Raw genomic sequence first — 26322 nt, 5'->3', positions numbered from 1 at the left:
GGCGAAAATCATTTCGCCCTCATTACCGCAACCACCAGGGGGCAACGTGTTCCTGCCACAAGAAATTATCCGTAAAAAAAGAGATGGCCAGCCGCTGACGGAAGAAGAGATCCGCTTCTTTATCAATGGCGTGCGTGATAACACCGTGTCTGAAGGGCAAATCGCCGCGCTGGCGATGACCATTTATTTCCACGATATGACGCTGCAGGAGCGGGTCGCGCTGACCATGGCGATGCGCGACTCCGGCTCGGTACTCAACTGGAAGGCGCTGAATCTTAACGGCCCGATCGTGGACAAGCACTCAACCGGCGGCGTGGGCGATGTGACCTCGCTGATGCTCGGCCCGATGGTAGCGGCATGCGGTGGCTATGTGCCGATGATTTCTGGCCGTGGCCTCGGCCACACGGGCGGGACGCTGGACAAGCTGGAAGCCATTCCGGGCTTTGATATCTTCCCTGATGACGAGACGTTCCGTCGTATCATCAAAGACGTCGGCGTGGCGATTATCGGCCAGACCAACTCGCTGGCGCCTGCGGATAAACGTTTCTACGCCACCCGCGACATCACCGCGACCGTCGATTCGATTCCGCTGATCACTGCCTCGATCCTCGCCAAAAAACTGGCGGAAGGTCTGGATGCGCTGGTGATGGACGTTAAAGTCGGCTCCGGGGCCTTTATGCCGACCTTCGAACAGTCCGAGCTGCTGGCCCAGTCGATTGTTGGCGTGGCGAACGGCGCGGGCTGTAAAACCACCGCACTGTTAACCGATATGAATCAGGTGCTGGCGTCCAGTGCCGGTAATGCGCTGGAAGTGCGTGAAGCCGTGCGCTTCCTGACCGGCGAATACCGCAATCCACGCCTGCTGGAAGTGACGCTGGCTTTGAGTGCGGAAATGCTGGTGTCCGGTGGGCTTGCGGCCAATACCGACGAAGCCACCGGCAAACTGCAGGCGGTGCTGGATAACGGCAAGGCAGCAGAAATCTTTGCGCGCATGGTCGCGGCGCAAAAAGGCCCGACAGACTTTATCGAGCAGATGGATAAATATTTACCGGCGCCGATGCTCAGCAAGGCGGTGTATGCCGACAAACCGGGCATCGTCAGCGCGATGGATACCCGTGCGCTCGGCATGGCGGTGGTGTCGATGGGCGGCGGTCGTCGTCAGGCCAGCGATCCGCTCGATTACAGCGTCGGATTCAGTGAGATGGCGCAACTGGGTGACCGTGCAGACAACCAGCGTCCGCTGGCGGTGATCCACGCCGCTACGGAAACCGCCTGGCAGGAAGCCGCTGACGCGATGAAGCGCGCGGTGACCTTAAGCGAAAATGCGCCGGCCCAGACCCCAGTTATCTATCGCAGAATTAGCGGATAAGCGTCATACTGTTCGGATCGATAAAATTTACGCTCAGCGCGTCACAGACGCAGGAGATCAGGATGAAACGTGTATTTATCATGGTGCTCGACTCCTTCGGGATCGGCTCCAGCAAAGATGCCCATAAATTTGGTGATGAAGGCTCTGATACCCTCGGACACATTGCCGAGGCGTGCTTCAAGGGCGAAGCGGATGTTGGACGTAAAGGCCCGCTGCACCTGCCAAATCTCACCGCCTTAGGCCTGGGCAAAGCGGCGGAAGAGTCGACCGGAAAATTCCCGTTAGGGCTGGATAAAGACGCCGAAATTACCGGCGCTTATGCCTATGCCAGCGAACTCTCTTCCGGCAAAGACACGCCGTCAGGCCACTGGGAAATCGCCGGTGTGCCGGTGCTGTTCGACTGGGGATATTTCAGCGACAAAGAGAACAGCTTCCCGCAGGAATTGCTGGATCTGCTGGTTGAGAAGGCCGACCTGCCGGGCTACCTCGGCAACTGCCACTCGTCAGGCACGGTGATCCTCGATCAGCTTGGCGAAGAGCATATGAAAACCGGCAAGCCGATTTTCTACACTTCCGCTGACTCGGTGTTCCAGATTGCCTGCCACGAAGAGACCTTCGGGCTGGAACGTCTGTATGCGCTGTGTGAAATCGCCCGTGAGGCCTTAACCGAAGGCGGCTACAACATTGGCCGGGTGATCGCCCGTCCGTTTGTTGGCGATAAGCCAGGCAACTTCGAGCGCACCGGCAACCGTCACGACCTGGCGGTAGAACCACCGGCGCCGACCATCCTGAAAAAGCTGGTGGATGAGCAGAATGGCCAGGTGATTTCGGTCGGTAAAATTGCCGATATCTACGCCCACGTTGGCATCACCAAAAAAGTGAAGGCCACCGGGCTGGATGCGCTGTTTGACGCCACCGTTGCCGAGATGAAAATCGCGCCGGACAACAGCATCGTCTTCACCAACTTTGTCGACTTTGACTCCACCTGGGGGCATCGTCGCGATATCCCGGGTTATGCCGGTGGCCTTGAGCTGTTCGACCGCCGTCTGCCGGAGTTGATGGCGCAGGTGAAAGAGGGCGATATTCTGATCCTCACCGCCGACCACGGCTGTGACCCAAGCTGGGAAGGCACCGAGCATACCCGCGAGCACATCCCGGTGCTGATTTACGGCCCAGGCGTGAAGCCGGGATCGTTAGGCTATCGCGAGACCTTCGCCGACATCGGCCAGACCGTCGCGAACTATTTTGGCCTTTCCGATATGGAATACGGCAAATCCATGCTGTAATCTGCGCAACCTAAACGACCAGCGCTAAGCCGCTGGCCAGACTGAAAAAAGGATGAAAAATGGCTACCCCTCATATTAATGCAGAAATGGGTGATTTCGCTGACGTGGTGCTGATGCCGGGCGATCCGCTGCGCGCAAAACATATCGCAGAAACCTTCCTGCAGGACGCGGTAGAAGTGAATAACGTGCGTGGCATGCTGGGTTACACCGGCACCTATAAAGGCCGTAAAATTTCGGTGATGGGCCACGGCATGGGCATTCCTTCCTGCTCAATCTATGCGAAAGAGCTGATCACCGATTTCGGCGTGAAGAAGATCATTCGTGTCGGTTCATGCGGCGCGGTGCGTTCAGACGTGAAGCTGCGTGACGTGGTGATCGGCATGGGTGCATCTACCGATTCCAAAGTGAACCGCATGCGTTTCAAAGATCACGATTTCGCCGCGATTGCCGATTTCGAGATGGTGCGTAACGCCGTCGATGCGGCCAAAGCGCTGGGCGTGTCTGCCCGCGTTGGCAACATCTTCTCTGCTGACCTGTTCTATACGCCAGATCCGCAGATGTTCGACGTGATGGAGAAGTACGGCATCCTGGGCGTGGAAATGGAAGCCGCCGGTATTTACGGCGTGGCTGCAGAGTTCGGTGCGAAAGCGCTGGCCATCTGTACCGTTTCCGACCACATCCGCAGCGGTGAGCAAACCACGGCGGCTGAGCGCCAGACCACGTTCAGCGAGATGATTGAAATCGCGCTGGAATCTGTGCTGCTGGGCGATAAAGAAGCGTAATCTAACGCCTTCTGCTGGCCGGGCAATCCGGCCAGCAGTGATATTAATGAACGTCCCCTCCGTAAAGTCTTCAGTAGAAATCACTAAAGTATCTATTCATCTTTCCCCACCATTTTTTATCATTTTTATGTCTTTTCAGCCGATTAAGTGCTAATGATCTATTCAAGTATCTATTCACGAATCTATTCACCATGTCTGATTTAACCACGCTTCTTTTGCAAGGGCCGCTGGATGCGACAACATTGACTGCCCGTCTGGCAATTAGCCAGGCCACGCTCTCGCGTCTGATTGCTGCCCATCCGCAGGTGATGAAATATGGTCGCGCACGCGCGACCCGCTATGCATTGCTGCGTCCCTTGCGTGAGGAGAGTCACTTCCCGCTCTGGCAGATTGATGAACAGGGGCATTCTCATCATGCCGGGCAGCTGTTCAGCGTCTGGCCGGCCGGCAGCTGCGTGGTGGAAGATGCCCAGGGTAACTGGCAGCATTTTGCGGGATTACCCTGGTATCTCAGTGATATGCGCCCGCAGGGTTTTCTCGGCAGGGCATGGGGGCGCGAGTGCGCGCAAAAATTAGGGTTGCCGGAAGATATCCGCCAGTGGAATGACGATCACAGCCTGCTGGCATTGACTGCCAGAGGCAGCGATATCTCGGGTAGCTGGCTGATTGGCCGTGAAAGTTACCATCAGTGGCTTCAGCAACCCGCGCCAACGCCGGTGACGTCGGCTCTGTATCCTGAGCTGGCGCAGAGAGTGCTGGCGGGAGAAGAAGTCGGTTCTTCGGCGGGCGGCGAACAGCCAAAATTTGCCTGTTACACCCAGCTGGCGGATGGCGAGAATGCGCATGTGCTGGTGAAGTTCACGCCCGCACGGCGAAACGAAAACAGCCAGCGTTGGTGTGATTTACTGCGGGCCGAGGCGTTGGCCTTGCAGGTTCTGAGGGAAGAGGGCGTGTCGGCGGCCGAGGCCACCATCCTCTCAGGCCCGGAAGAGCAGCTGTTTCTTGAAGTGGTCAGGTTCGATCGGTTGGGCGAAAGAGGCCGACGCAGCATGGTGTCGCTGGAGTCTGTGCAGGCCGAATTTACTGGCCAACAGTCCCGCTGGCCGCAGGCACTCAGCGCGCTGGTCAGCCAAAAAATGATTGTGATGCCGGATGCCGAACGCGGCACCCTGCAATGGGCATTTGGCAAGCTGATCGCGAATGGTGATATGCATGCTGGCAACCTGGCCTTTTTCCTCACCTCGCCGACGCTGACGCTGACGCCGGCCTACGACATGTTGCCGATGAGCTTCGCCCCCAACAGCGCGGGCTATATGCGTACAGACGCGCCGGTGATTGAACTGGATAGCAGCGTGGGGCGAACGGTCTGGCAAAAAGCACTGGCCATGGCCGATCGTTACTGGCTACAGATGAGTAGTGATGATGCCTGGAGTGAGGATTTTCGGCGCATTGCGCAGGAGATGCAAAAAGGGCTCAAATCGCTTGAGCCCCACATCGCCCGCATGGCCTGATTACGGCTTATCAGCCTGGGCCGGCGCGTCGCGGGTCTCGTCGTCGTCTTCCTTCACCGGGTTATTGGCGGTCAGCAGGAAAGGCGATTGTTGCCAGCGGGTGCGGCGGTCGCGCAGCAGGGTCCGGCTGAGGATAATCCCGATAGCCAGTGCCAGCAGCATCATCAGGCGCAGAATATTGGTGGTGTTATCCACCTGCTTGGATTCCGTCACCAGCACGTGCGTATCCAGGGTGATGCGCAGGAAGCCGCGCGGGCCTTCAGCGCTGTCCAGCGACTGCACCAGCTGATGGTTGAAGTAGCTCCCGGCTCGCTGCCCGTCCAGCGCCAGACGGTCGCGCACGTTAATGGTTTCGCCGCTGTGGGCCAGTAAGGTGCCGTCGTCGTCGTAGACAGAGGCATCAAGGATGCGGCTCTCTTTAGTGAGCTGGGCGAGGATATCGACAATCTGCTGGTGGTTATCGTCGCTGTTTTCCATCAGCGGCGTCAGGCTGAACGCCACCTGGCGCGTCAGCGTGCGGGCCAGTTCATCCACCTGCTCGGAACGTGCTATCTGGTGGCTCAGACTGAACCACGACGCACCCTGCATCAGCACCACCAGTAAGGTCAGGCAGATCAGCACGATTGCCGTGCGATGCAGACGAAATTTAAGTTTGGCCTTTGCCATCTGTACCCTTCACACTTTATGCACGAACCAGCGTTCGTCTCGAGCTTTATGTTGCCAGAAGCGGGGCTGACAGGGTAGCCTCTTGCGTGGTTAAAATGTCCTTTCAGGAGCTGTAATGCCAAATAGTCTGACCTGGTGCGACCTGCCATCTGATGTCTCTCTCTGGCCGGGTTTACCTCTTTCTCTCAGTGGCGATGAAGTGATGCCGCTGGACTACCGCGCTGGCCGTACCGGCTGGCTTCTGTATGGTCGCGATCTGAATAAAGACAGCCTGACGCATCTTCAGCATCAGCTGGGTGCGGCGATGGTGATTGTCAGTGCCTGGCGCGTGGCGGATTACCACGTTGTCCGTCTGGCCGGATCGCTGACCGCGCGCGCCACGCAGCTGGCCCACGATGCCGGTCTGGACGTTGCGCCGCTGGGGAAAATCCCACATCTGAAAACCCCTGGCCTGCTGGTGATGGACATGGACTCGACGGCCATCGAAGTCGAGTGCATTGATGAGATCGCCAAACTGGCGGGCTGCGGTGAAATGGTGGCGGAAGTGACGGAACGCGCAATGCGTGGCGAGCTGGATTTTGCCGCCAGCCTGCGTCAGCGCGTGGCGACCCTGAAAGATGCCGATGCCAATATCTTAAAAAAAGTGCGTGACGAACTGCCGCTGATGCCGGGCCTGACTGAGCTGGTGCAGCAATTGCAGGCGCTGGGCTGGCATGTGGCGATTGCCTCCGGCGGCTTCACCTACTTTGCTGAGTACCTGCGCGATAAGCTGCGTCTGTCTGCGATTGCCGCCAATGTGCTGGAAATTCGCGACGGCAAGCTGACTGGCGAAGTGCTGGGCGATATCGTTGATGCCCAATACAAAGCCGATACGCTGTTAAAGCTGGCCGGGCGTTTTGAAATCGCGCCTGAGCAGACCGTGGCCATCGGTGATGGCGCCAACGACTTGCTGATGATTAAGGCGTCCGCGTTGGGCATTGCCTATCACGCCAAGCCGAAAGTGAACGAGCAGACAGAAGTGATCATCCGCCATGCGGATTTAATGGGCGTGCTGTGTATTCTCAGCGGCAGCCTGATCCATGAAGAGCGTTAAGGGGTAGATTTGGCCAAAGCGGTAAAGCGCGCCTTTGTTTGTAATGAATGCGGCGCCGATTATCCTCGCTGGCAGGGGCAATGCAGCGCCTGTCAGGCCTGGAACACCATCACCGAAGTGCGCCTCGCAGCGTCGCCGACCGTGGCGCGCAACGAGCGCCTCACCGGTTATGCCGGCAGCGCGGGACCAAGCCGCGTGCAGAAGCTGTCGGAAATCAGCCTTGAGGCGTTGCCGCGCTTCTCAACCGGCTTTAAAGAGTTTGACCGGGTGCTGGGTGGCGGCGTGGTGCCAGGCAGTGCCATTCTGATTGGCGGCAGTCCCGGTGCCGGGAAAAGTACGCTGCTGCTGCAAACCCTGTGCAAGCTGGCCGAGGGGATGAAAACCCTGTACGTCACCGGCGAAGAGTCTCTTCAGCAGGTGGCGATGCGCGCGCACCGGCTGGGTCTGCCGACCGAAAACCTCAACATGCTGTCGGAAACCAGCATCGAGCAAATCTGCATGATTGCCGAGCAGGAACAACCCCGGCTGATGGTGATCGACTCGATTCAGGTGATGCATATGGCGGATATTCAGTCTTCGCCCGGCAGCGTGGCTCAGGTGCGTGAAACCGCCGCCTATCTGACCCGCTTCGCCAAAACCCGTGGCGTGGCGATCATCATGGTCGGCCACGTCACCAAAGATGGTTCGCTGGCCGGGCCGAAAGTCCTTGAGCACTGCATCGACTGTTCGGTGCTGTTGGATGGCGATGCGGACTCCCGTTTCCGCACGCTGCGCAGCCACAAGAACCGCTTTGGTGCGGTGAACGAACTGGGCGTGTTCGCTATGACCGAACAGGGCCTGCGCGAAGTCAGCAACCCGTCCGCCATCTTCCTTAGCCGGGGAGAAGAAGTCACCTCCGGCAGCTCGGTGATGGTGTTGTGGGAAGGCACGCGTCCGCTGCTGGTAGAGATTCAGGCGCTGGTGGACCATTCGATGATGGGCAACCCACGGCGTGTTGCCGTCGGGCTGGAGCAGAACCGTCTGGCGATCCTGCTGGCGGTGCTGCACCGTCATGGTGGCCTGCAGATGGCCGATCAGGATGTGTTCGTGAACGTGGTCGGCGGCGTTAAAGTCACCGAAACCAGTGCCGATCTGGCGCTGATGCTGTCGATGGTGTCCAGCCTGCGCGATCGTCCGCTGCCACAGGATTTGGTGGTATTTGGCGAGGTGGGGCTGGCGGGGGAAATTCGCCCGGTGCCAAGCGGGCAGGAACGCATTTCCGAAGCGGCCAAGCACGGTTTCCGTCGTGCTATCGTGCCGGCGGCTAACGTGCCGAAGAAACCCCCGGAAAATATGAAAGTGTATGGCGTGAAGAAGCTGGCCGATGCGCTGGCGATCCTTGAGGACTTATAACGCAGGAGGCATTGATGTCACCATTTGATTATTTGAAAACCGCCATTCGCCAGCAGGGCTGTACGCTGCAACAGGTGGCGGATGCGAGTGGCATGACCAAGGGCTATCTGAGCCAGCTGCTGAACGCCAAAATCAAAAGCCCCAGCGCGCAGAAGCTGGAAGCGCTGCACCGTTTTCTCGGGCTGGAGTTTCCGCGCCGGGAAAAAACCATCGGCGTGGTGTTCGGCAAATTCTATCCGCTGCATACCGGCCATATCTACCTGATCCAGCGCGCCTGTAGTCAGGTCGACGAGTTGCATATCATTATGGGTTACGACGAGCCGCGTGACCGTCAGCTGTTTGAAGCCAGCGCCATGTCGCAACAACCGACGGTGAGCGATCGCCTGCGCTGGCTGCTGCAAACCTTCAAATACCAGAAAAACATCCGCATCCACTCGTTCAACGAGGAAGGAATGGAGCCCTATCCGCACGGCTGGGATGTCTGGAGCCGCGGCATTAACGACTTTATGGAAAACCACGGCATTGTGCCCAACCGGGTTTACACCAGCGAAGAGTTCGATGCCCCGCAGTATCAGCAGCATCTGGGCATTGAAGCGGTGGTGGTCGATGCCAAGCGCTCGTTTATGAGCATCAGCGGTGCGCAAATCCGTCACGATCCGTTCCGCTACTGGGAATATATTCCGACCGAAGTGAAGCCGTTCTTTGTGCGTACGGTGGCGATTCTGGGCGGCGAATCCAGCGGTAAATCCACGCTGGTCAACAAGCTGGCCAACATCTTTAACACCACCAGTGCCTGGGAATTTGGCCGCGACTACGTCTTCTCCCATCTCGGCGGCGATGAGATGGCGTTGCAGTATTCCGACTACGACAAAATCGCCCTGGGTCAGGCGCAGTACATCGACTTTGCGGTGAAGTACGCTAATAAAGTGGCCTTTATCGACACCGATTTCGTCACCACCCAGGCCTTCTGCAAAAAATACGAAGGCCGCGAGCACCCGTTTGTGCAGGCGTTGATTGATGAATATCGTTTTGACCTGGTGATCCTGGTCGAGAATAACGTGCCCTGGGTGGCCGACGGATTACGCAGCCTGGGCAGTTCGGTGGATCGCAAAGAGTTCCAGACGCTGCTGGTCTCAATGCTGGAAGAGAACAACATCAGCTACGTGCACGTTGAGCAGGATAGCTACGATGAGCGCTTCCTGCGCTGCGTGGAGCTGGTGAAGGAAATGCTGGGGGCGTAAGCCTCAACACAGCCGTTCAGCAGGACAGCCGTTCAGCTGGGAAAAACTGAACGGCTGTCGGTAGTGCATTAAAAAAGCGTCCGGCCCACTGTTCAGCAGGCCGGGATCGCATCAGTAAACCATCACCACTTTGCCGCGCATATGGCCTTCCAGCACCAGCCGGTGCGCTTCTGACAGCGTTTCCACGCTCAGGCCGTGCAGCGTCTTGCTTAGCGAGCTGCTGACCTTTCCGGCATCCAGCAGTTTCGCCGTGGCGTCCAGAATTTCACCCTGACGGGCAATATCCGGCGTGGTGTACATGCTGCGGGTGTACATAAACTCAAAGTGCAGCGCCGCGCTTTTCAGCTTCAGCTCATTCATTTCTAACGGCTTTTCATTCTCGACGATGGTGCAGATATGCCCCTGCGGCGCAATCAGCTTAGCCATCGCATCCCAGTGGCCGTCGGTGTCGTTCAGGCAGAAGATGTAATCCACCTGCTTCAGGCCATGCTTCTCCAGCTCGCCGGGCATGTCGTGGTAGTTGATCACCAGATCGGCACCGCGATCCTTGCACCATTGCACCGAATCCGGACGCGACGCGGTGGCAATCACTTTTACCTTGCTGTGCAGCTTAGCAAATGGGATCGCCAGCGAGCCGACGCCGCCGGCACCGCCAACAATCAGCAGCGTTTTACCTTCTTCGGCCTTATCCAGCTGCAGACGGTCGAACAGACCTTCCCAGGCGGTCAGCGCGGTCAGCGGGATTGCCGCCGATTCTGCCCAGTCTAACGACGTCGGCTTGTGGCCGGTGATGCGTGCGTCGATCAGCTGCTGGGTGGTGTTGCTGCCCGGACGGGTGATGTCGCCGGCGTAATACACTTCGTCACCGGGCTTAAATCCGCTGACCTTGCTGCCCACTTCCACCACCACGCCGCTGGCATCCCAACCGAGGATGCGCGGGTGCTGGAGTCCGTTCTTCTGTGCGCCTTTATGCACTTTGGTATCCACGGGATTTACCGAAGCGGCTTTAACGTCGACCAGCAGATCGTATTCGCCTGGCGTCGGTTTCTCGACCTGGATCTCAATAAACTGCTGCGGTTTTTCTGGATTGATAGCAATCGCTTTGATTGTCATAGCGCATCTCCTTTAAGGTGTGTTATTCAGTGTAGAACCTAAGCAGGCTAATGATAAGCCGCACAATAACTAACGAAGTGTTCGTTTCAGGTAAACAATCATGTTTAAACAGCTGCAAGATATGGCCCTGTTTGCCCTGGTGGCCGAATGCGGCAGTTTCACCGGGGCGGCCAAAAAGGCAGGATTGCCGAAATCAAGCGTCAGTCAGCGCATCAGTCAGCTTGAGCAGGCACTGGGGCTGCGGCTGATAAATCGCACCACCCGCCAGCTGAACCTGACCTTTGCCGGCGAGCGCTATCTGGTGCATTGCCAGGAGATGATGCAGGCCAGCGAGCGCGCCAATGTGGCGATTGAACGTCTGCGGGACAACCCCAGTGGACGGCTGCGCATCACCTCACCGGCGGGGATAGGCGCCACGCTGCTGGCGCGTTTAAACGCCGCGTTTCAGCAGGAATACCCGGACGTCACGCTGGAAGTCTCGGTGTCCGATGAGGTGCGGGATATCGTGCTGGAGGGCTATGACGTGGCGCTGCGCACTGGACAGCCGCAGGACTCTTCGCTGATTGGGCGGCGAATTGGTTACTGCGAGCGGCTGCTGGTGGCTTCTAAGGGCTACCTTGAACAATATGAGGCGATCACGCATCCGCAGCAGCTGGCTGAACACCGCTGCATTGCGCACCGGGCATGGAGCGAATGGCTGCTGAACCGCGGGGAAGAGTATTACCGCTGGCTGCTGCCGCCAACGCATATGACCGATAACCTGGTGTATGCGCGGGAGTGCGCGCTGGGCGATGCCGGGATCACGCTGCTGCCGCGATTTCTGACCCAGGAGATCCTGCCGGGCGGTGGTCTGGTGCAGGTGTTGCCGGACTGGCAGGTGGAAGGCAATGAGCTGTGGCTGGTCTATCCAAGCCGTAAGCTGAATTCGCCTGCGGTGGCGCGCTTTATTGATTACGCCTTGCAGTCGCCGGTGTTTCGGGAGTTTTATCAGTAACGTTGGGAAGCAGGGGACAACGCGAGTGCGTCCCGCAGAAGAAAAGCAGAGGGCGAATCGCTTCGCCCTCTGAGTGTTACTTGGTCATACGCTTGTACTTGATGCGTTTTGGCTCCAGCGCTTCTGCGCCCAGCGTCCGCTTCTTGTACTCTTCGTATTCGGTAAAGTTACCTTCGAAGAACTCGATCTTGCCTTCATCCTGATAATCGAGGATGTGGGTGGCAATACGGTCGAGGAACCAACGGTCATGCGAGATCACCATCGCACAGCCAGGGAACTCCAGCAGGGCGTTTTCCAGCGCGCGCAGGGTTTCAATGTCCAGGTCGTTGGTCGGTTCATCGAGCAGCAGCATGTTGCCGCCCACCTGCAGCAGCTTCGCCAGATGCAGACGGCCACGCTCACCACCGGACAGCTCGCCAACGCGTTTGCCCTGATCAACCCCTTTGAAGTTGAAGCGGCCCACGTAAGCACGGCTTGGCATCTCGGTGTTACCGACACGCATAATATCCTGCCCGCCGGACACTTCTTCCCACACGGTTTTGCTGTTATCCATGCTGTCGCGGAACTGATCGACCGAGGCCAGCTTCACGGTATCACCCAGCACGATGCTGCCTGAATCCGCTTCTTCCTGACCGGACATCATGCGGAACAGGGTCGATTTACCGGCACCGTTCGGCCCGATAATGCCGACGATAGCGCCTTTCGGCACCGAGAACGACAGGTCATCAATCAGCAGGCGATCGCCGTAAGACTTCCGCAGATTGGCCACTTCCACCACTTTATCGCCCAGGCGCGCGCCCGGTGGGATAAACAGTTCGTTGGTTTCGTTACGCTTCTGGTAATCGGTATTGTTCAGCTCTTCAAAGCGGGCCAGACGGGCCTTGCCTTTAGACTGACGGCCTTTAGCGCCCTGACGAACCCATTCCAGCTCTTTCTCAATGGATTTGCGACGGGCCGCTTCGCTTGACGCTTCCTGCGCCAGACGGGCATCTTTCTGCTCCAGCCAGGAAGAGTAGTTACCTTCCCATGGAATACCTTCGCCACGGTCCAGCTCCAGGATCCAGCCGGCCACGTTGTCGAGGAAGTAACGGTCGTGGGTAATTGCCACAACGGTGCCTTCGAAGTCATGCAGGAAGCGTTCCAGCCAGGCCACGGATTCTGCATCCAGGTGGTTGGTCGGTTCGTCCAGCAGCAGCATGTCCGGTTTTTCCAGCAGCAGGCGGCACAGCGCCACGCGGCGGCGTTCACCACCGGACAGGGTGGCGACTTTCGCATCCCACTCTGGCAGGCGCAGCGCGTCGGCAGCACGCTCGAGCTGGGTATTCAGGTTATGACCGTCGTGGGCCTGGATGATCTCTTCCAGCTTGCCCTGTTCGGCGGCCAGCTTGTCGAAGTCCGCGTCTTCTTCCGCATACAGCGCGTAGACTTCGTCCAGACGCTTCAGCGCGCCAACCACTTCCGCCAGCGCTTCCTCAACGGATTCGCGCACGGTGTGTTCCATATTCAGCTGCGGTTCCTGCGGCAGGTAACCGATTTTCAGGCCGGGCTGTGGACGCGCTTCCCCTTCGATATCCTTGTCGATACCGGCCATGATGCGCAGCAGGGTGGATTTACCGGAGCCATTCAGACCCAGCACGCCGATTTTGGCGCCAGGGAAGAAGCTAAGGGAGATATTTTTCAGAATGTGACGCTTCGGCGGAACCACTTTGCCGACGCGATGCATGCTATAGACGAATTGAGCCACGTAGGATGAGCCTCTTGGTGTCTGTGTGTTAATTGGGGCAGCAGATGCCCACTCAGATGACGAAGTTTAGCTGGTTTTGCTTGCTAATCACAGCCGCCACCCGAGGAATATCCTTCCTGCTTCAGGTTATCGGTGCGTTGGCTGCCCCATTCGCTGACCCGCGTCAGCGCCAGGGGATGCGCTCGCGTGCCGGATTATTGATTGATTTTTGAGCCGATGGCTTTATGCTGTTTTTTTGCCTTACAAAGCAGGGAGATAACGATGAGAGTTCTGATCGCGGCGGAAGAGAACGCCTGGGGCGGCATGATCCAACAGTTTCGTCACACCTTGCCAGACGTCGAGTTTACGGCTTCTGCGGGCCACGCCGCCGAAAGCCTGGCCGGATACGATGCCTTAATTCCCGGTATGGCAAAAGTCACGCCTGAGCTGCTCAAAACCGCTGACCGGCTGAAGCTGATACAGCAGGCCGGTGCCGGGCTGGAAGGGGTGGACCTGGCCAGCGCCAAAGCGCTTGGCATTCAGGTAGCTAACGTGCCGTCGGACCGATCCGGCAATGCCGATTCGGTCGCCGAACTGGGGATCTGGATGATGATTGGCCTGGCGCGCAAAGCCCGCGAAATCCCTGAGATGATCGCCACGCGTCAGCTAGGCCTGCCGGTGGGCATGGGGCTGATGGGGAAAACCGTCGGACTGGTGGGGCTGGGCGGCATCGGTAAAGCGCTGGCGAAACGACTGGCACCCTTTGGCGTGCGGCTGATTGGCGTGAAACGCACCGCCGATCAGGCCTTTGCTAAAGCGCATCAGCTGGACTGGCTGGGCAATATGGCCCATCTGCCCGCGCTGCTGAATGACGCCGACTTTGTGATCCTCAGCCTGCCCGACAATGCCGACACCCGCCATATCATCGATGAAACCGCGCTGGCGCAGATGAAGCCGGGCAGTTTCCTGATCAACCTGGGGCGGGGCGGACTGATTGAAAAGCAGGCGTTGCTGGCGGCGCTGGAAGTGAATCACCTGGCAGGCGCCGGGCTGGATGTGTTCTGGCAGGAGCCGCCCGAGCCGGATGACGCGCTGTTTCAGTACAACGTGATCGCCACGCCGCATATCGGCGGCGTCACCGATAATTCGCTGAACGGCAACGTGGCGGGGGTATGTGAAAACCTGCGCCGCTTACGCGATGGCGAAGAGATCCTTAATCGCTGGGCGTAAGAGGCTGACCTAACGCGCTTTCTGCCCGACCATCACGTCAATGCCCAGCTGTTTCAGCTTCTGCGCCAGCTCTTTCGGCGGGGCATCGTCGCTGACCAGCGTCTCGAAGGCGCTGAGTTCGCCGATGCGGGCGGGCAACACTTTGCCAAACTTGCTGCTGTCAGCCACCAGAATCTTGTGGCTGGCACGCTGCATCGCCTGATGCTTCATCGGCAATTCGTTGAGGTTGTAGCAGGTCGCACCCTGACCGGCATCAATGCCTGCCGCAGAGATAAAGGCTTTGCCGGGACACAGGCTGTCCATTACCGAGCCGTGACCCAGCGGAGTGAAGATGGCGTTGTCGGCATGAAACTCACCGCCGTTGAGGATCACCTGACAGGCCGGTTTCTCTTTCAGCGCCAGGAAGGTGTTCATCGCGCAGCAGATGGCGGTAAACGCCAGCTCATTATCGATGGCATCGACAATCCACGGCATGGTGGTGCCGCAGTCAAAGAACACCGTATCACCCGGCTCAATCAGCGACGCCGCCAGCTGGCCCAGACGCCGCTTTTTCTCGACGTTATGCGCCTGCTGATCGGAGACAAAGTAGTGACCCTGATTGCTTTTCGGATCGCTGACAATGTAGCCCCCCAATAACACCACCACCGACGGCTGTTCGTTGAGATCGCGACGGATGGTCATCTCGGACACACCCAGCAGTCGCGCCGCCTCTCGCAGGTGGATTTTATCGGTTCGCTTAAGCGCAGATGCCAGCTTGTTTACGCGCTCGTCGCGGCGGGTTTCCATGGTCAGTCACTCCTGATAATACGGTTAATAACCCTCGCCGGCAGCGCTGCCGTTAACGATGGCGACGCCGGAGCTGGTGCCGATACGGCTGGCGCCCGCCTGGATCATGATGTCTGCCGTCTGCCGGTCGCGCACCGCGCCGGATGCTTTGACCGCCACCTCGGGGCCAACGGTGTCATGCATCAGACGGACGTGCTCTTCGCGCGCGCCGCCGGTACTGAAACCGGTGGACGTTTTCACAAACGCGACCTTCAGTTCACGACAAATTTCACAGATTTGAATGATTTGCGCATCGCTAAGCAGGCAGGTCTCTAATATTACCTTCAATGGGATCGGGCCGCAAACCTCGCGCACCGCCTGAATATCGGCGCTGACGGCCTTCACCTCACCGCTTTGCAGCCAGCCGACGTTAATCACCATATCAATCTCCTGCGCACCGGCCGCAATGGCGGCTTTCGCTTCGAAGGCTTTGGCGCTGGTCAGCCCGGCACCCAGCGGAAAACCGATGACGGAACAGACCTTTACCTCACTTCCCGCCAGCTTCTCCGCCACTAACGGCACATAACCCGAATTGACGCACACCGCGTAAAAGTGGTGGGCGATGGCTTCGTCACACAGGGTGGCGATCTGTTGCACGGTGGCATTCGCCGCCAGCAGGGTGTGGTCGATGTAGCGGGCATAGTCCAGGTTTTGCACGGGAAGCTCCTCAGCAGATTAGGGGGTTTTGTTAAAATAATAACATTTTCATTCTGGCGTCAATCGCCAATTAACATCTCGCGGGCGGGATTTTCAGGCTGAGACGGGTGTCACAAAAATAACATGAGATGATTGTTATTGTTATTTCCACAACATTTAATGATGAAAATTTACACGGGGAAAACGTCATGGACATTGCCGTCATCGGCTCCAATATGGTCGATCTGATCACCTACACCAACAGCATGCCGAAAGCCGGTGAAACCTTAGAAGCGCCCGACTTTGCACTGGGCTGCGGCGGCAAAGGGGCCAACCAGGCCGTTGCGGCGGCGAAGCTGGGTGCAAGCGTGATGATGGTCAGCAAAGTGGGCGAAGACCTGTTTGCGGACAACACGGTGAAAAACTTGCAGCGGTTCGGCGTCGACGCGCAGCACGTCACCGTCGCGGCGGGCACCTCCAGCGGCGTGGCACCGATTTTTGTCGATGACCAGTCGCAAAACCGCATCCTGATTATCAAAGGGGCCAACGCGCACCTGTCTCCGGCGGATATTGATGCCGCCGCGGACGATCTTAAGCGCTGTCGTCTGATGGTGTTGCAGCTGGAGATCCCGCTGCCGACGGTCTATTACGCCATCGACTTTGCGCGGCAGAACGGCATTCAGGTGATCCTCAATCCCGCGCCGGCGGTGGCCGGTCTGGACATCGATTACGCCTGCCAGTGCGACTTCTTTATGCCGAACGAAACCGAACTGGAGATCCTGACGGGCCTGCCGGTCAGCACCGAAGACGAGGTGCTGCGCGCCGGGCAGATGCTGCTGGGACGCGGCCTGAAAAACCTGATTATCACTCTCGGCAGCCGCGGATCGGTGTGGATGCAGGGGGATGCCGTCCACCGCATTAAGCCCACGCCGGTGAAGGCGATTGATACCAGTGGCGCAGGGGATGCCTTTATCGGCTGCTTTGCCCACTTTCTGATCCAGCATGGCGATATCGCGAAGGCAATGCAGTCTGCCTCCGACTATGCCGCCTGTAGCGTCACCGGACGGGGAACCCAGCTTTCGTACCCTGATGCCGATACCTTCCACCGTTTTCTCAACGATTAACTGAGGATTCGCTATGCAACCGACCATCGTCCAGCAGCCTGATGGCTATTTAAATAAGACGCCACTGTTTCAGTTTATTTTGCTCTCGTGCCTGTTCCCGTTATGGGGCTGCGCCGCCAGCCTGAATGATATTTTGATCACCCAGTTCAAAAGCGTTTTCGCCCTCAGCGATTTCGCCAGCGCGCTGGTGCAGAGCGCCTTTTACGGCGGCTACTTTTTAATTGCCATCCCGGCCTCGCTGGTGATCCGCAGCAGTAGCTACAAGATTGCGATCCTGCTGGGGCTGGCGCTGTATATCGCCGGTTGCGTGATGTTCTATCCGGCTTCGCATATGGCGACCTACACCATGTTCCTGGCGGCGATCTTCGCGATTGCTATCGGGTTGAGCTTCCTGGAAACGGCGGCGAATACCTACAGCTCGATGATCGGTCACCGCGATCACGCCACGTTGCGGCTGAACGTCAGCCAGACGTTCTACCCGATTGGCGCGCTGATGGGCATCGTGTTGGGCAAATACCTGGTGTTCCAGGATGGCGACAGCCTGCACAGCCAGATGGCCGGCATGAACCCGGAACAGCTGCACCAGTTCCGTCTGACCATGCTGGAGCACACGCTGGAACCTTACAAATACCTTGTGATGGTCCTGGTGGTGGTGATGGTGTTGTTCCTGTTGACCCGTTATCCGCACTGCAAACCGCAGAGCAATGAGAAAAAGCTGCCGAGCCTTGGCGAAACCTTCAGCTATCTGGCCAAAAACCGCCACTTCAAGCGCGGCATCATTGCGCAGTTCCTTTACGTGGGGATGCAGGTGGCGGTCTGGTCGTTCACCATTCGTCTGGCGCTGAACCTCGGTGCGGCCAACGAGCGTCATGCCTCTAACTTTATGATTTACAGCTTTATCTGCTTCTTTATCGGCAAGTTTGTCGCCAACTTCCTGATGACGCGCTTCCGCGCCGAGAAGGTGCTGATTGCTTATTCCATCGTCGGTGTGGCCACGCTGGCCTACGTGATGCTGGTGCCGAACTTCACCGCCGTCTATGCCGCCGTGTTCGTCAGCGTGTTGTTTGGACCGTGCTGGGCGACGATTTATGCCGGCACCCTGTCTACCGTCGAGAGCAAATACACCGAAGTGGCCGGCGCGTTTATCGTGATGGCGATTGTCGGTGCCGCCTTTATCCCGGCCTTGCAGGGTCTGGTATCTGACCGTCTCGGCTCGATGCAGATGGCGTTTGGCGTCTCACTTTTGTGCTTCGCCTGGGTGGGCTTCTACTTCTGGGGCGAACTGCGCCACAAAAAACAGCCGGCAGTTACTGGTCGTCTGGCTGAGGAGGCACGATGAGAACCACTTTGCCACTGCATCCCTCGCTGTTCGGTGAAACGCCGCGCACGCTGCTGGATAACGCCGACGTCAAAGTCGATCTGTTCCGTTACCCCTCAGGGATTGAGGCGGTGCGGATGGAGAACCGCCGTGGCTATGTAATCGTGCTGCCGTATTACGGGCAGATGGTGTGGGATGCGGCTTTCGACGGTCAGCGGATGACCATGGGCAACGGCTTTAAGCAACCGTTGCCGGGCAAGGACATTATCGACACTTACGGCTGCTTCGCCTTCCACTCCGGCCTGCTGGCCAACGGTTGCCCTGGCGAGGGCGATGTCCATGCGTTGCACGGCGAGATGGCCTGCGCCCGCATGGATAGCGCCTGGATCGTGCTGGAAGAAGAGGGCGTGTCGGTGCGCGGCGAGGTGGAGTACATCAAAGGTTTTGGCCATCACTATCGCGCATTGCCAGGTGTGACGTTGTTGGCGGATCGGCCGCGCCTGCGCATTGAGATGGCGGTCACCAATCTGTCCGGCAAGGCGATGCCGTTGCAGTACATGTGCCATATGAACAGCGCCTATGTCGACAACGGCACTTTTAGCCAGAGTATTCCGGACAGTGCCTTTACGTTGCGGACCTCGATTCCTGGCCACGTGCATCCAACGCCGGTGTGGCTGGACTATACCCGTCAGCTTGCGGCGGAACCGCAGGCCTTTGGCGGGCTGACCCGCCCGGAAATGTACGATCCGGAGATTGTGTTTTTTGCTGATAATCTGGCGCAGTACGGCGAGACGGTGACCTTTAATCTGCACTCGCCGGACGGCCACGGTTTCAGCACCACCTTCCAGACCGCGCAGTTCAACTATGCCACGCGCTGGATCCTGCACAACAGCGATCAGCAGGTCGCCGCCTATGTGTTACCGGCCACCTGCCGCCCGGAAGGCTTGAACGCAGCGAAGCAGGCAGGCACGTTGATCATGTTGGAACCGCGCGAGCAGCGGCATTTCAGCGTGGAAACCGGGCTAATCGAAAACCCATAAGGCATCTTTGATTTTGACCCGTGTGTTAGGGAAGTCGTCTGGATGTTTCGGTGCTTTGCTCAGGGAGAGAGGGGGGAACACAAAGACGCCGTAAACCCATCCCTGGGGGCTCAGCGGCGACATCCCTGTCGCCGATGCTTTGCTTTTCCCCCCTCTCTCCCTTCCCCTCAAGCTTCAATGTAGAATGGTCGATTGTGGACGCACAGGTCAAAACCCCGCTGAGTTCACCCTATGTATCCACCAAACCCCATTTGATTTTGACCCGTGCGTCCCCGGCCCCCATTTGATTTTGACCCGTGTGTCCACCGGCCCCACCCACAACGTCACTGCTTGTGGGTGGCGGCATAGAGCGCGTTAGCCGGGTGTCTGCGGCAGGGATGCCGCAGCCAAGCCTCCATGGATGGATTTACGGCGTCCCGGATAACGCGCTCTATGCTGACGCCTTATCGCCGGAGCGGGTTTTGACCTGTGTTTTAGGGACGTCGTCTGGATGTTTCGGTGCTTTGCTCAGGGAGAGAGGGGGGAACACAAAGACGCCGTAAACCCATCCCTGGGGGCTCAGCGGCGACATCCCTGTCGCCGATGCTTTGCTTTTCCCCCCTCTCTCCCTTCCCCTCAAGCTTCAGTGTTGAATGGTCGATTGTGGACGCACAGGTCAAAACCCCGCTGAGTTCATCCCATGCGTTTACCAAACTTCATTTGATTTTGACCCGTGCGTCCACCGGCTCCATCCACAACGTCACTGCTTGTGGGTGGCGGCATAGAGCGCGTTAGCCGGGTGTCTGCGGCAGGGATGCCGCAGCCAAGCCTCCAGGGATGGATTTACGGCGTCCCGGATAACGCGCTCTATGCTGACGCCGAACCACCCAATCCGCCTTTGACCCGTGCGTCCACCGGCCCAATCCACAACATCTATGCTGACGCCGTATCACCCGAGCGTGTTTTGACCTGTGTGTCCACCTGGCCACCCAACGACGCCGAACCACCGAAGCCGCTTTGACCTTAAGCCCCACAACCCCACCCGTGATGCACGTTTCGTCACGCTATCCTTTCCCGGATGGAATCATTACCGCCGTGATTCCATGACATACTCTGCTGATTAATTCCTCGCCAATGACGCTGAATTTTCCCTTTCACCGTGATTATATTTTGGACGCAGATATGTCGAATAAAACGCTGTATGAAAAGTTAATTGATACGCACGTGGTGCGTGAACTGGATAACGACGGCCACGTTTTACTCTATATCGACCGCTCAATTCTCAATGAATATACCAGCCCGCAAGCCTTCAGCGGCCTGCGCGAAAGCGGCCGTGGGGTGCGCCATCCTGAGAACATTTTGCTCAACGTCGATCATGTAAACCCCACCCGACCGACGCGCGATGCCGACATGACCGATGCGGGCGGCCAACTGCAGGTCGATTACTTTCGCCAAAACGCCGCGGATTTCGGCATCGAACTGTTTGATGTGATGGACCCACGACAGGGCATTGAACACGTGGTGGCCCATGAACAGGGCATGGTGATGCCCGGCATGGTCATTGCCGCCGGCGACAGCCACACTACAACCTATGGCGCGTTTGGCGCGCTTGGGTTTGGCATCGGCACCTCAGAAATCGAACACCTGCTGGCCACGCAAACCTTGGTCTATCGCAGACTGAAAACCATGCGGGTGACGGTCACCGGCCTGCTGCCCTATGCCTGCACCGCCAAAGACATCATCCTCGACCTGCTGGGGAAAATCAGCGCCTCAGGGGCGAGCGGCTACGCGATTGAATTTGACGGCGACGCGATCGACGACCTGAGCATGGAAGGGCGGATGACGCTGTGCAATATGGCGGTGGAAGCCGGCGCGCGCGGGGCGATTATCGCGCCGGACCAAAAAGTCTTCGACTATATTACGGGCAAACCGCAGATGCCGACCGGCGCGCTATGGCAACAGGCGCTGGCCGAATGGTCACAGCTGCGCAGCGATCCGCTGGCGGTATTCGATAAAACCGTGCAGATCGACTGCAGCGAACTGGATCCGAAAGTGACCTGGGGCATCAGCCCGGATCAAACCAGCCCGATCGGTGGCGCGGTGCCGGATCCGGAACAGGAGACCGACCTGATTAAGCAACAGGCGATCCGCAAAGCGCTGCAGTATATGGGACTGACGGCCGGCACGCCGCTGCGGGAAATCCCCATTACCCATGCCTTTATTGGCTCCTGTACTAACGGCCGCATTGAGGATCTTCGCTCGGCGGCGGCGGTGCTTCAGGGCCGCAAAATCGCCAGCCACGTGCGCGGAATTATTGTTCCGGGATCGAGCCAGGTGCGCCGACAGGCGGAAGCGGAAGGGCTGGCGCAGCAATTTCTTGATGCCGGATTTGAATGGCGTCAGTCGGGCTGTTCAATGTGCCTGGCGATGAATGAGGATGTGCTGGCACCGGGCGATCGTTGCGCCTCCGGCACCAACCGCAATTTTCCTGGCCGCCAGGGCGTCGGGGCCAGAACACACCTGATGAGCCCGGCGATGGTGGCGGCGGCAGCAATCAGCGGCCACCTTGAAGATGTGCGCACAATGCTTAACGCAGGGGGAAATCATGGAAGCATTTGATCGGGTAAGCGGCATCCTCGCGCCGTTACTGGAAGCGAACATCGATACCGATGTCATTATGCCGAAACAGTTTCTGAAAGGGATCGATCGTCAGGGACTGGATAAAGGGGTGTTTTTCGATCGGCGCTTTACCGTCGATGGCGAACTGAATCCGGACTTTATTCTCAATCAGCCGGGCTGGCAGGGCGCGTCCTTTCTGCTGGTCGGACCGAATTTCGGCTGCGGATCCAGCCGCGAACATGCGGTGTGGGGATTACGCCAGCTGGGGATCCGCGCGCTGATCGGCACCAGCTTTGCCGGGATCTTCAACGATAACTGCCAGAACAATGGTGTGCTGACCGTGTCGCTGGACGACAGCAGCTTCGGACGCCTGAGCCAGCTGGCGGTTAACCCGGACAGTAACCGCATCACCGTCTCGCTGGAAACCTGCGAAATCACCGCCGGTACAGAAACCCTGCCGTTTTCGGTCAGCGCCCTGAAGCGGGAAATGCTCGCCGGTGGCGAAGACGCGATTGGCTGGACGCTGCAATACCTCACCGCCATTGAGCAGTTTGAAGCGCAGCATTATGGCCAGAAACCCTGGCTGAAGCGGCTGGCTGCCAGCCAGAGCGCCGGGAGGAATGGATGATTGCCGGTGCCGAACGCGGCGATTCGCCGTTTGTGCCGGGCTTCAGGCTGCACGATATCACCCTTGAGAGTGGCATCACGCTCAGAGTGGCGATTGGCGGCGACGGCCCGCCGCTGTTGATGCTGCACGGCCATCCGCAGAATCATATCAGCTGGCGCAAAGTGGCCCCGACGCTGGCGAAAACCCACACGGTGATCCTGCCGGATCTGCGCGGTTACGGCGACAGCGACAAGCCCACCAGCGATGAACAGCATCGTCCCTATTCGAAACGGGTGATGGCGCAGGATCTGGTGCAGCTGATGGCGGGGCTGGGTCACCCGACCTTTGCCTTTGTCGGCCACGATCGCGGCGCGCGGGTGGGACATCGGCTGGCGCTGGATCATCCGCAACGCGTCACCTGCTGTACCTTTGTTGATATCGCGCCGACCGCCACCATGTACGCCCTGACCAATCAGGCCTTTGCCACCCGCTATTTCTGGTGGTTTTTGCTGATCCAGCCGACGCCGGTGCCGGAAACGCTGATCCTGCACGATCCTGAATTTTTCCTGCGCAAACATATCGACGGCCAGCTCAAAACTCCGGGAGCGATGTCGGAAGCGGTGTTCCAGGACTACCTGCGCTGTTATCAGAATCCGCAGATGGTTCATGCGGTGTGCGAAGACTATCGCGCGGCGGCGACCCTTGATTTGGAGGATGACGCGGCCGACAGCGAGAACCGCATCCGCTGCCCGTTGCAGCTGTTGTGGGGTGAAAAGGGCACCGTCGGCCAGCTGTACGACGTGCTGGCGACCTGGCGCGATAAGGCGCTCAACGTGCAGGGCGAAGCGTTGCCCTGTGGCCATTCGCCGCAGGAAGAGATCGCGGATCTCTTTTTGCAGAAACTTCAGCCCTTCCTGAAAACAGTGCTATAAAACTCTATTATTCCTTCTGTTTTTGGTGACGATGAAAACCCCTTCCGCCGGAAAAAATCTCCGCCAGCCTGTTGAGGGCTGGCCTGCCATTGACGATCTGTCGGTGTTTGTCACCGTGGCGCGCAACGGCGGTTTCGCCCGCGCGGCACAGGAGCTGGGGCTGTCGCCGTCCACCATCAGCAAGCGGATTGCCATGCTGGAAAAGCAGCTGGATATCCGGCTGTTCTTCCGCAATAACCGCAGCATGCGCTTGACCGCCGAAGGGGAAATTGCGCTGGAAGGGGCGATGCAGATCGTCAGCGGCGTCGGCGATTTTGTCAGCGACCTTAACGGGCTGCGCGGCGCGGTGACCGGCAATATCACCCTCAGCTGCTCGTTTGGTTTTGGTCACGAATATATGGCAGATGCCCTGTCCGGCCTGATGAACCTGCATAACGGGCTGAACGTGAAGCTGATGCTCAGTGACAGGGAAGTGAATCTGGTGGACGAAGGGATCGACATCGAGATCCACGTCGGCGATGAAATCAACGATCTCTATATCGCCCGGCAGCTGGCGGCTAACCGCCGGATCCTGTGCGCCTCACCGGACTATCTGCGTCAGGCTGGCGTACCGACATCGCTGGATGATTTGCGACAGCATGACTGCCTGATTATTCAGGAAAGAAGTGCGGCATTCGGCAACTGGGCGCTGACCAACGGCGAGGACAGTATTGTCTGCCGGGTCAACAGTCAGCATTCGTCCAACAGCGGTAGCGTGGTGCTGGCCTGGGCGCTGCGCGGACAAGGGATTGTGCTGCGATCGGCGTGGGACGTGGCGAAGCATCTGGCCAGCGGCGAGCTGGTGCAGATCCTGCCGGCGTGGTATCAGCAGGCGAATATCTGGGCGGTCTACACCCAACGTTCCTCCCACTCACTGCGGATTAAAACCTGTATCGATTTTCTCAGCGACTACTTTGCTCAACGGTTGCCCGCGCCGCGATAGACGACGGTGGAAGAACAGGGGAGCCAGGCTCCCCCATTGGTTACTTGCTGTTTTTGGTCATAAATTCGGTGTAGTTCTCAGGGGTAATGGTCTGGTACGGGATCCAGATGGTGCTTTCAACTTTCTCACCGGCGAGCATTTTCTTCGCCGTCTGCACCGCGCCGATGCCCTGACCGGCCGCGTCCTGGAAGATGGTCAGCGACAGCTTGCCGGACTTCACAAAGCGCAGCGCATCGGGCGTGCCGTCGATGCCGGCGACCAGCACATCTTTTTTGCCCGCCTGTTGCAGCGCCATGATCGCGCCAATCGCCATTTCGTCATTGTTGGCGGCAATCGCATCAATCTTGTCGCCGTTCAGCAACCAGCCGGAGGTGACATCCACCGCCTCGTTACGCATCCACTGCGCGGACTGCTTCTCAACCACCTTCATATCCTTATATTTGGCGATCACCTCTTCGGTGGCCTTGGTACGCTGACGGGCTTCTTCCGCCGACAGCGCGCCCATCAAAATTGCCACGTTGCCTTTGTAGTTCATCTTTTTCGCCAGCGCTTCCATCTCCATTTTGCCACCGAGTTCCGAATCTGAACCGACATAGGCCATATTGGCGCTTAACGGAATTTCCGGCTTACGGTTAACGAAAATCAACGGGATTTTGGCACGGCTGGCGGCCTCCATCATCGGCTTTACCGCCTGGGTATCCACCGGGTTGAGGATAATGGCGTCGACGCCCTGGTTAATAAAGTTCTCCACCTGCTGCACCTGCACGGCAACGTCGCCTTTGGCATCCTCGAACTGGCCGTTGATCTTCTCTTTCGCCAGCTCTTTCACCATCTGGGTACGCAGGATCGACACGAAGTTAAGGTCGAAGTTGGCCAGCGCCACGCCAACGGTTTGCTCTTTTGCCTGGCTTAACGGGCTGAGGGCCAGCGTACAGACCAACAGTAACGATTGAGATAATTTCATAGCGATTCTTCCTGTAGGGTTTTTCCCCTTGTTGGGGATATTTTGTTATGGGTTACAACATAAACTGCTCTTTGAAACGCATCAGGGCGGTCTCGCTGTCGCCTGATGCCCAGCCTTCCATCGCCACCACGCCCTGGTAGTTCATCGCCCGCAGGGCATTGGCAATGGCGCGGTAGTTGATCTCTCCGGTGCCCGGTTCCTGACGACCGGGAACGTCGGCGACCTGAATTTCGCCAATCGCGCTGCCGGCTCTTTTCACCAGCTCAATCAGGTTTCCTTCGCCGATCTGCGCGTGATACAGGTCGAGGTTGATGCGCAGATGCGGGCTGTTGACCGCCTCGACCAGTGCCAGCACCTCACTGGCTTTGGCGAACGGCGTGCCGGGATGATCGACGGCGGTATTCAGGTTTTCCAGGGTGAACACCTTGCCTGCGCGTTCCGCCATCGCCGCCAGTTTTTCCAGCGTGCTGGCGGCCTTCAGCCACATCGCGCCGGTCACCACCTCCACCGGCTTCACCGGCAGGCCTTTGTCATCCAGCCCGGTGCCGTGCAGGTTGAGCGACGGACAGCCGAGCTGCTCAGCCACGCCCAGCGACACTTCCGCGCTGGCCAGCAGGCTGGCGATCTCACGGTCATCGGTAAAATTGCCGGACAGGTAGCCGGTCATTGAGGTAAAGCGCGCGCCGGTGGCCGCCAACGCCGGAATATCTTTGTTCTGCCAGTTCCAGAGTTCCACGCCAAAGCCCAACTGGTGGATCCGTTTCACGCGCTCAATAAACGGCAGTTCCAGGAAAACCATTTCAGCACACACTGAAAGAGTGAAAAGGGTCATGTCCTTCCTCCGAAGTCATTTGTTCAATTGGCCAGCCGCAGGGATGCAGGCTAATCACTAATAA

General features: G+C 58.3%; 23 protein-coding genes. 16 read left to right on the top strand and 7 right to left on the bottom strand.

Translation table 11 applies throughout. The features are described 5' to 3' along the window. The first annotated feature begins 46 nt into the window (after positions 1–46). The 4 genes from deoA (at position 47) to yjjJ (ending at position 4948) form a co-directional block, all read left to right on the top strand. A complete protein-coding gene (gene deoA, locus AC0IXH_RS14355) occupies positions 47–1369 on the top strand; it encodes a thymidine phosphorylase (protein WP_106382148.1) in 1323 nt (440 codons plus the stop codon). A 62-nt stretch (positions 1370–1431) separates the two neighbouring features. After that, on the top strand, positions 1432–2655 hold the full coding sequence (gene deoB / locus AC0IXH_RS14350) for a phosphopentomutase (protein ID WP_134823419.1): 1224 nt from the start codon (positions 1432–1434) through the stop codon (positions 2653–2655). Between the two features lie 59 nt (positions 2656–2714). Next, positions 2715–3437 carry a purine-nucleoside phosphorylase gene (gene deoD / locus AC0IXH_RS14345; RefSeq protein ID WP_013200647.1) on the top strand — a complete coding sequence of 241 codons (723 nt, stop codon included), beginning with the start codon at positions 2715–2717 and terminating at the stop codon, positions 3435–3437. A 191-nt stretch (positions 3438–3628) separates the two neighbouring features. Continuing rightward, positions 3629–4948 (top strand): type II toxin-antitoxin system HipA family toxin YjjJ, encoded by a 1320-nt coding sequence (gene yjjJ, locus AC0IXH_RS14340; protein WP_471720594.1) that lies wholly within the window; start codon positions 3629–3631, stop codon positions 4946–4948. On the opposite strand, the gene AC0IXH_RS14335 is transcribed toward yjjJ, so the two are convergent. After that, positions 4949–5614 carry a YtjB family periplasmic protein gene (locus AC0IXH_RS14335; protein ID WP_471720593.1) on the bottom strand — a complete coding sequence of 222 codons (666 nt, stop codon included), beginning with the start codon at positions 5612–5614 and terminating at the stop codon, positions 4949–4951. It lies immediately after the preceding gene. A gap of 115 nt (positions 5615–5729) precedes the next feature. Here AC0IXH_RS14335 and serB point away from each other — a divergent pair, with 115 nt between their 5' ends. Genes serB through nadR form a run of 3 tightly spaced genes read left to right on the top strand, consistent with a single transcriptional unit; the run spans position 5730 to position 9340 of the window. Then, positions 5730–6707 (top strand): phosphoserine phosphatase, encoded by a 978-nt coding sequence (gene serB, locus AC0IXH_RS14330; protein ID WP_013200650.1) that lies wholly within the window; start codon positions 5730–5732, stop codon positions 6705–6707. Between the two features lie 9 nt (positions 6708–6716). Then, positions 6717–8099, top strand: coding sequence for a DNA repair protein RadA (radA, locus tag AC0IXH_RS14325; protein WP_053145505.1), 1383 nt, complete (start codon positions 6717–6719; stop codon positions 8097–8099). A 14-nt stretch (positions 8100–8113) separates the two neighbouring features. Continuing rightward, positions 8114–9340, top strand: coding sequence for a multifunctional transcriptional regulator/nicotinamide-nucleotide adenylyltransferase/ribosylnicotinamide kinase NadR (nadR, locus tag AC0IXH_RS14320; RefSeq protein WP_013200652.1), 1227 nt, complete (start codon positions 8114–8116; stop codon positions 9338–9340). A gap of 111 nt (positions 9341–9451) precedes the next feature. Here the strand turns inward: nadR and AC0IXH_RS14315 are convergent, their stop codons facing one another. Beyond that, the gene (locus AC0IXH_RS14315; RefSeq protein WP_106382153.1) at positions 9452–10453 is read right to left on the bottom strand and encodes a zinc-binding alcohol dehydrogenase family protein; all 1002 of its coding nucleotides are present in this window, start codon (positions 10451–10453) and stop codon (positions 9452–9454) included. Between the two features lie 97 nt (positions 10454–10550). On the opposite strand from AC0IXH_RS14315, the gene AC0IXH_RS14310 reads away from it, so the two are divergent. Beyond that, complete coding sequence (locus AC0IXH_RS14310; RefSeq protein WP_041691892.1) at positions 10551–11447, top strand: LysR family transcriptional regulator; 897 nt, start codon at positions 10551–10553, stop codon at positions 11445–11447. 76 nt (positions 11448–11523) lie between these two features. Here the strand turns inward: AC0IXH_RS14310 and ettA are convergent, their stop codons facing one another. After that, positions 11524–13191: an energy-dependent translational throttle protein EttA gene (gene ettA / locus AC0IXH_RS14305; RefSeq protein WP_013200655.1), complete on the bottom strand. Its 1668-nt coding sequence runs from the start codon at positions 13189–13191 to the stop codon at positions 11524–11526. A 261-nt stretch (positions 13192–13452) separates the two neighbouring features. On the opposite strand from ettA, the gene AC0IXH_RS14300 reads away from it, so the two are divergent. Next, the gene (locus tag AC0IXH_RS14300; protein WP_134823422.1) at positions 13453–14400 is read left to right on the top strand and encodes a 2-hydroxyacid dehydrogenase; all 948 of its coding nucleotides are present in this window, start codon (positions 13453–13455) and stop codon (positions 14398–14400) included. 9 nt (positions 14401–14409) lie between these two features. On the opposite strand, the gene deoR is transcribed toward AC0IXH_RS14300, so the two are convergent. Together deoR and deoC are read right to left on the bottom strand one after the other, a co-directional pair. After that, positions 14410–15186 carry a DNA-binding transcriptional repressor DeoR gene (deoR, locus tag AC0IXH_RS14295; RefSeq protein WP_013200657.1) on the bottom strand — a complete coding sequence of 259 codons (777 nt, stop codon included), beginning with the start codon at positions 15184–15186 and terminating at the stop codon, positions 14410–14412. 24 nt (positions 15187–15210) lie between these two features. After that, the gene (gene deoC / locus AC0IXH_RS14290; protein ID WP_013200658.1) at positions 15211–15882 is read right to left on the bottom strand and encodes a deoxyribose-phosphate aldolase; all 672 of its coding nucleotides are present in this window, start codon (positions 15880–15882) and stop codon (positions 15211–15213) included. 188 nt (positions 15883–16070) lie between these two features. Between deoC and rbsK the strand changes: the two genes are divergently transcribed. The 7 genes from rbsK to AC0IXH_RS14255 all read left to right on the top strand — a co-directional run bounded on the left by rbsK (position 16071) and on the right by AC0IXH_RS14255 (position 24462). Continuing rightward, entirely contained in the window at positions 16071–16985 is a 915-nt protein-coding gene (rbsK, locus tag AC0IXH_RS14285; protein ID WP_346566944.1) for a ribokinase, read from the top strand. A gap of 13 nt (positions 16986–16998) precedes the next feature. Then, positions 16999–18324 carry an L-fucose:H+ symporter permease gene (fucP, locus tag AC0IXH_RS14280; RefSeq protein WP_471720592.1) on the top strand — a complete coding sequence of 442 codons (1326 nt, stop codon included), beginning with the start codon at positions 16999–17001 and terminating at the stop codon, positions 18322–18324. Further along, positions 18321–19343 (top strand): aldose 1-epimerase family protein, encoded by a 1023-nt coding sequence (locus AC0IXH_RS14275; RefSeq protein ID WP_471720591.1) that lies wholly within the window; start codon positions 18321–18323, stop codon positions 19341–19343. Before fucP ends, AC0IXH_RS14275 begins: the two co-directional genes overlap by 4 nt. Before the next feature lie 1161 nt (positions 19344–20504). After that, entirely contained in the window at positions 20505–21941 is a 1437-nt protein-coding gene (gene leuC, locus AC0IXH_RS14270) for a 3-isopropylmalate dehydratase large subunit (RefSeq protein ID WP_471720590.1), read from the top strand. Further along, positions 21928–22569: a 3-isopropylmalate dehydratase small subunit gene (gene leuD / locus AC0IXH_RS14265; protein ID WP_471720589.1), complete on the top strand. Its 642-nt coding sequence runs from the start codon at positions 21928–21930 to the stop codon at positions 22567–22569. Before leuC ends, leuD begins: the two co-directional genes overlap by 14 nt. Next, positions 22566–23480, top strand: coding sequence for an alpha/beta fold hydrolase (locus AC0IXH_RS14260; protein WP_471720588.1), 915 nt, complete (start codon positions 22566–22568; stop codon positions 23478–23480). Before leuD ends, AC0IXH_RS14260 begins: the two co-directional genes overlap by 4 nt. A 31-nt stretch (positions 23481–23511) precedes the next feature. Beyond that, the gene (locus tag AC0IXH_RS14255) at positions 23512–24462 is read left to right on the top strand and encodes a LysR family transcriptional regulator (protein ID WP_346599947.1); all 951 of its coding nucleotides are present in this window, start codon (positions 23512–23514) and stop codon (positions 24460–24462) included. A 40-nt stretch (positions 24463–24502) separates the two neighbouring features. On the opposite strand, the gene AC0IXH_RS14250 is transcribed toward AC0IXH_RS14255, so the two are convergent. Both AC0IXH_RS14250 and AC0IXH_RS14245 read right to left on the bottom strand, forming a co-directional pair. Continuing rightward, positions 24503–25426: a sugar ABC transporter substrate-binding protein gene (locus AC0IXH_RS14250; RefSeq protein WP_151038319.1), complete on the bottom strand. Its 924-nt coding sequence runs from the start codon at positions 25424–25426 to the stop codon at positions 24503–24505. 52 nt (positions 25427–25478) lie between these two features. Beyond that, a complete protein-coding gene (locus AC0IXH_RS14245) occupies positions 25479–26258 on the bottom strand; it encodes a TIM barrel protein (protein WP_013200667.1) in 780 nt (259 codons plus the stop codon). Positions 26259–26322: the final 64 nt, after the last annotated feature.

It is taken from the genome of Erwinia sp. AC075 (assembly GCF_979253995.1).
The sequence above is the reverse complement of the archived record's forward strand: the minus strand, read 5'-3'. Positions and strand labels throughout refer to the sequence as shown.

Excerpts from the sequence above, each read along its gene's own strand:
- deoR (WP_013200657.1), bottom strand. The coding sequence starts at position 15,186 with ATGGAAACCCGCCGCGACGAGCGCGTAAACAAGCTGGCATCTGCGCTT.
- AC0IXH_RS14260 (WP_471720588.1), top strand. The coding sequence starts at position 22,566 with ATGATTGCCGGTGCCGAACGCGGCGATTCGCCGTTTGTGCCGGGCTTC.
- deoB (WP_134823419.1), top strand. The coding sequence starts at position 1,432 with ATGAAACGTGTATTTATCATGGTGCTCGACTCCTTCGGGATCGGCTCC.
- AC0IXH_RS14275 (WP_471720591.1), top strand. The coding sequence starts at position 18,321 with ATGAGAACCACTTTGCCACTGCATCCCTCGCTGTTCGGTGAAACGCCG.
- AC0IXH_RS14300 (WP_134823422.1), top strand. The coding sequence starts at position 13,453 with ATGAGAGTTCTGATCGCGGCGGAAGAGAACGCCTGGGGCGGCATGATC.
- nadR (WP_013200652.1), top strand. The coding sequence starts at position 8,114 with ATGTCACCATTTGATTATTTGAAAACCGCCATTCGCCAGCAGGGCTGT.
- AC0IXH_RS14250 (WP_151038319.1), bottom strand. The coding sequence starts at position 25,426 with ATGAAATTATCTCAATCGTTACTGTTGGTCTGTACGCTGGCCCTCAGC.
- leuC (WP_471720590.1), top strand. The coding sequence starts at position 20,505 with ATGTCGAATAAAACGCTGTATGAAAAGTTAATTGATACGCACGTGGTG.
- serB (WP_013200650.1), top strand. The coding sequence starts at position 5,730 with ATGCCAAATAGTCTGACCTGGTGCGACCTGCCATCTGATGTCTCTCTC.
- yjjJ (WP_471720594.1), top strand. The coding sequence starts at position 3,629 with ATGTCTGATTTAACCACGCTTCTTTTGCAAGGGCCGCTGGATGCGACA.
- leuD (WP_471720589.1), top strand. The coding sequence starts at position 21,928 with ATGGAAGCATTTGATCGGGTAAGCGGCATCCTCGCGCCGTTACTGGAA.
- AC0IXH_RS14335 (WP_471720593.1), bottom strand. The coding sequence starts at position 5,614 with ATGGCAAAGGCCAAACTTAAATTTCGTCTGCATCGCACGGCAATCGTG.
- rbsK (WP_346566944.1), top strand. The coding sequence starts at position 16,071 with ATGGACATTGCCGTCATCGGCTCCAATATGGTCGATCTGATCACCTAC.
- fucP (WP_471720592.1), top strand. The coding sequence starts at position 16,999 with ATGCAACCGACCATCGTCCAGCAGCCTGATGGCTATTTAAATAAGACG.
- AC0IXH_RS14255 (WP_346599947.1), top strand. The coding sequence starts at position 23,512 with ATGAAAACCCCTTCCGCCGGAAAAAATCTCCGCCAGCCTGTTGAGGGC.
- deoD (WP_013200647.1), top strand. The coding sequence starts at position 2,715 with ATGGCTACCCCTCATATTAATGCAGAAATGGGTGATTTCGCTGACGTG.
- AC0IXH_RS14245 (WP_013200667.1), bottom strand. The coding sequence starts at position 26,258 with ATGACCCTTTTCACTCTTTCAGTGTGTGCTGAAATGGTTTTCCTGGAA.
- AC0IXH_RS14315 (WP_106382153.1), bottom strand. The coding sequence starts at position 10,453 with ATGACAATCAAAGCGATTGCTATCAATCCAGAAAAACCGCAGCAGTTT.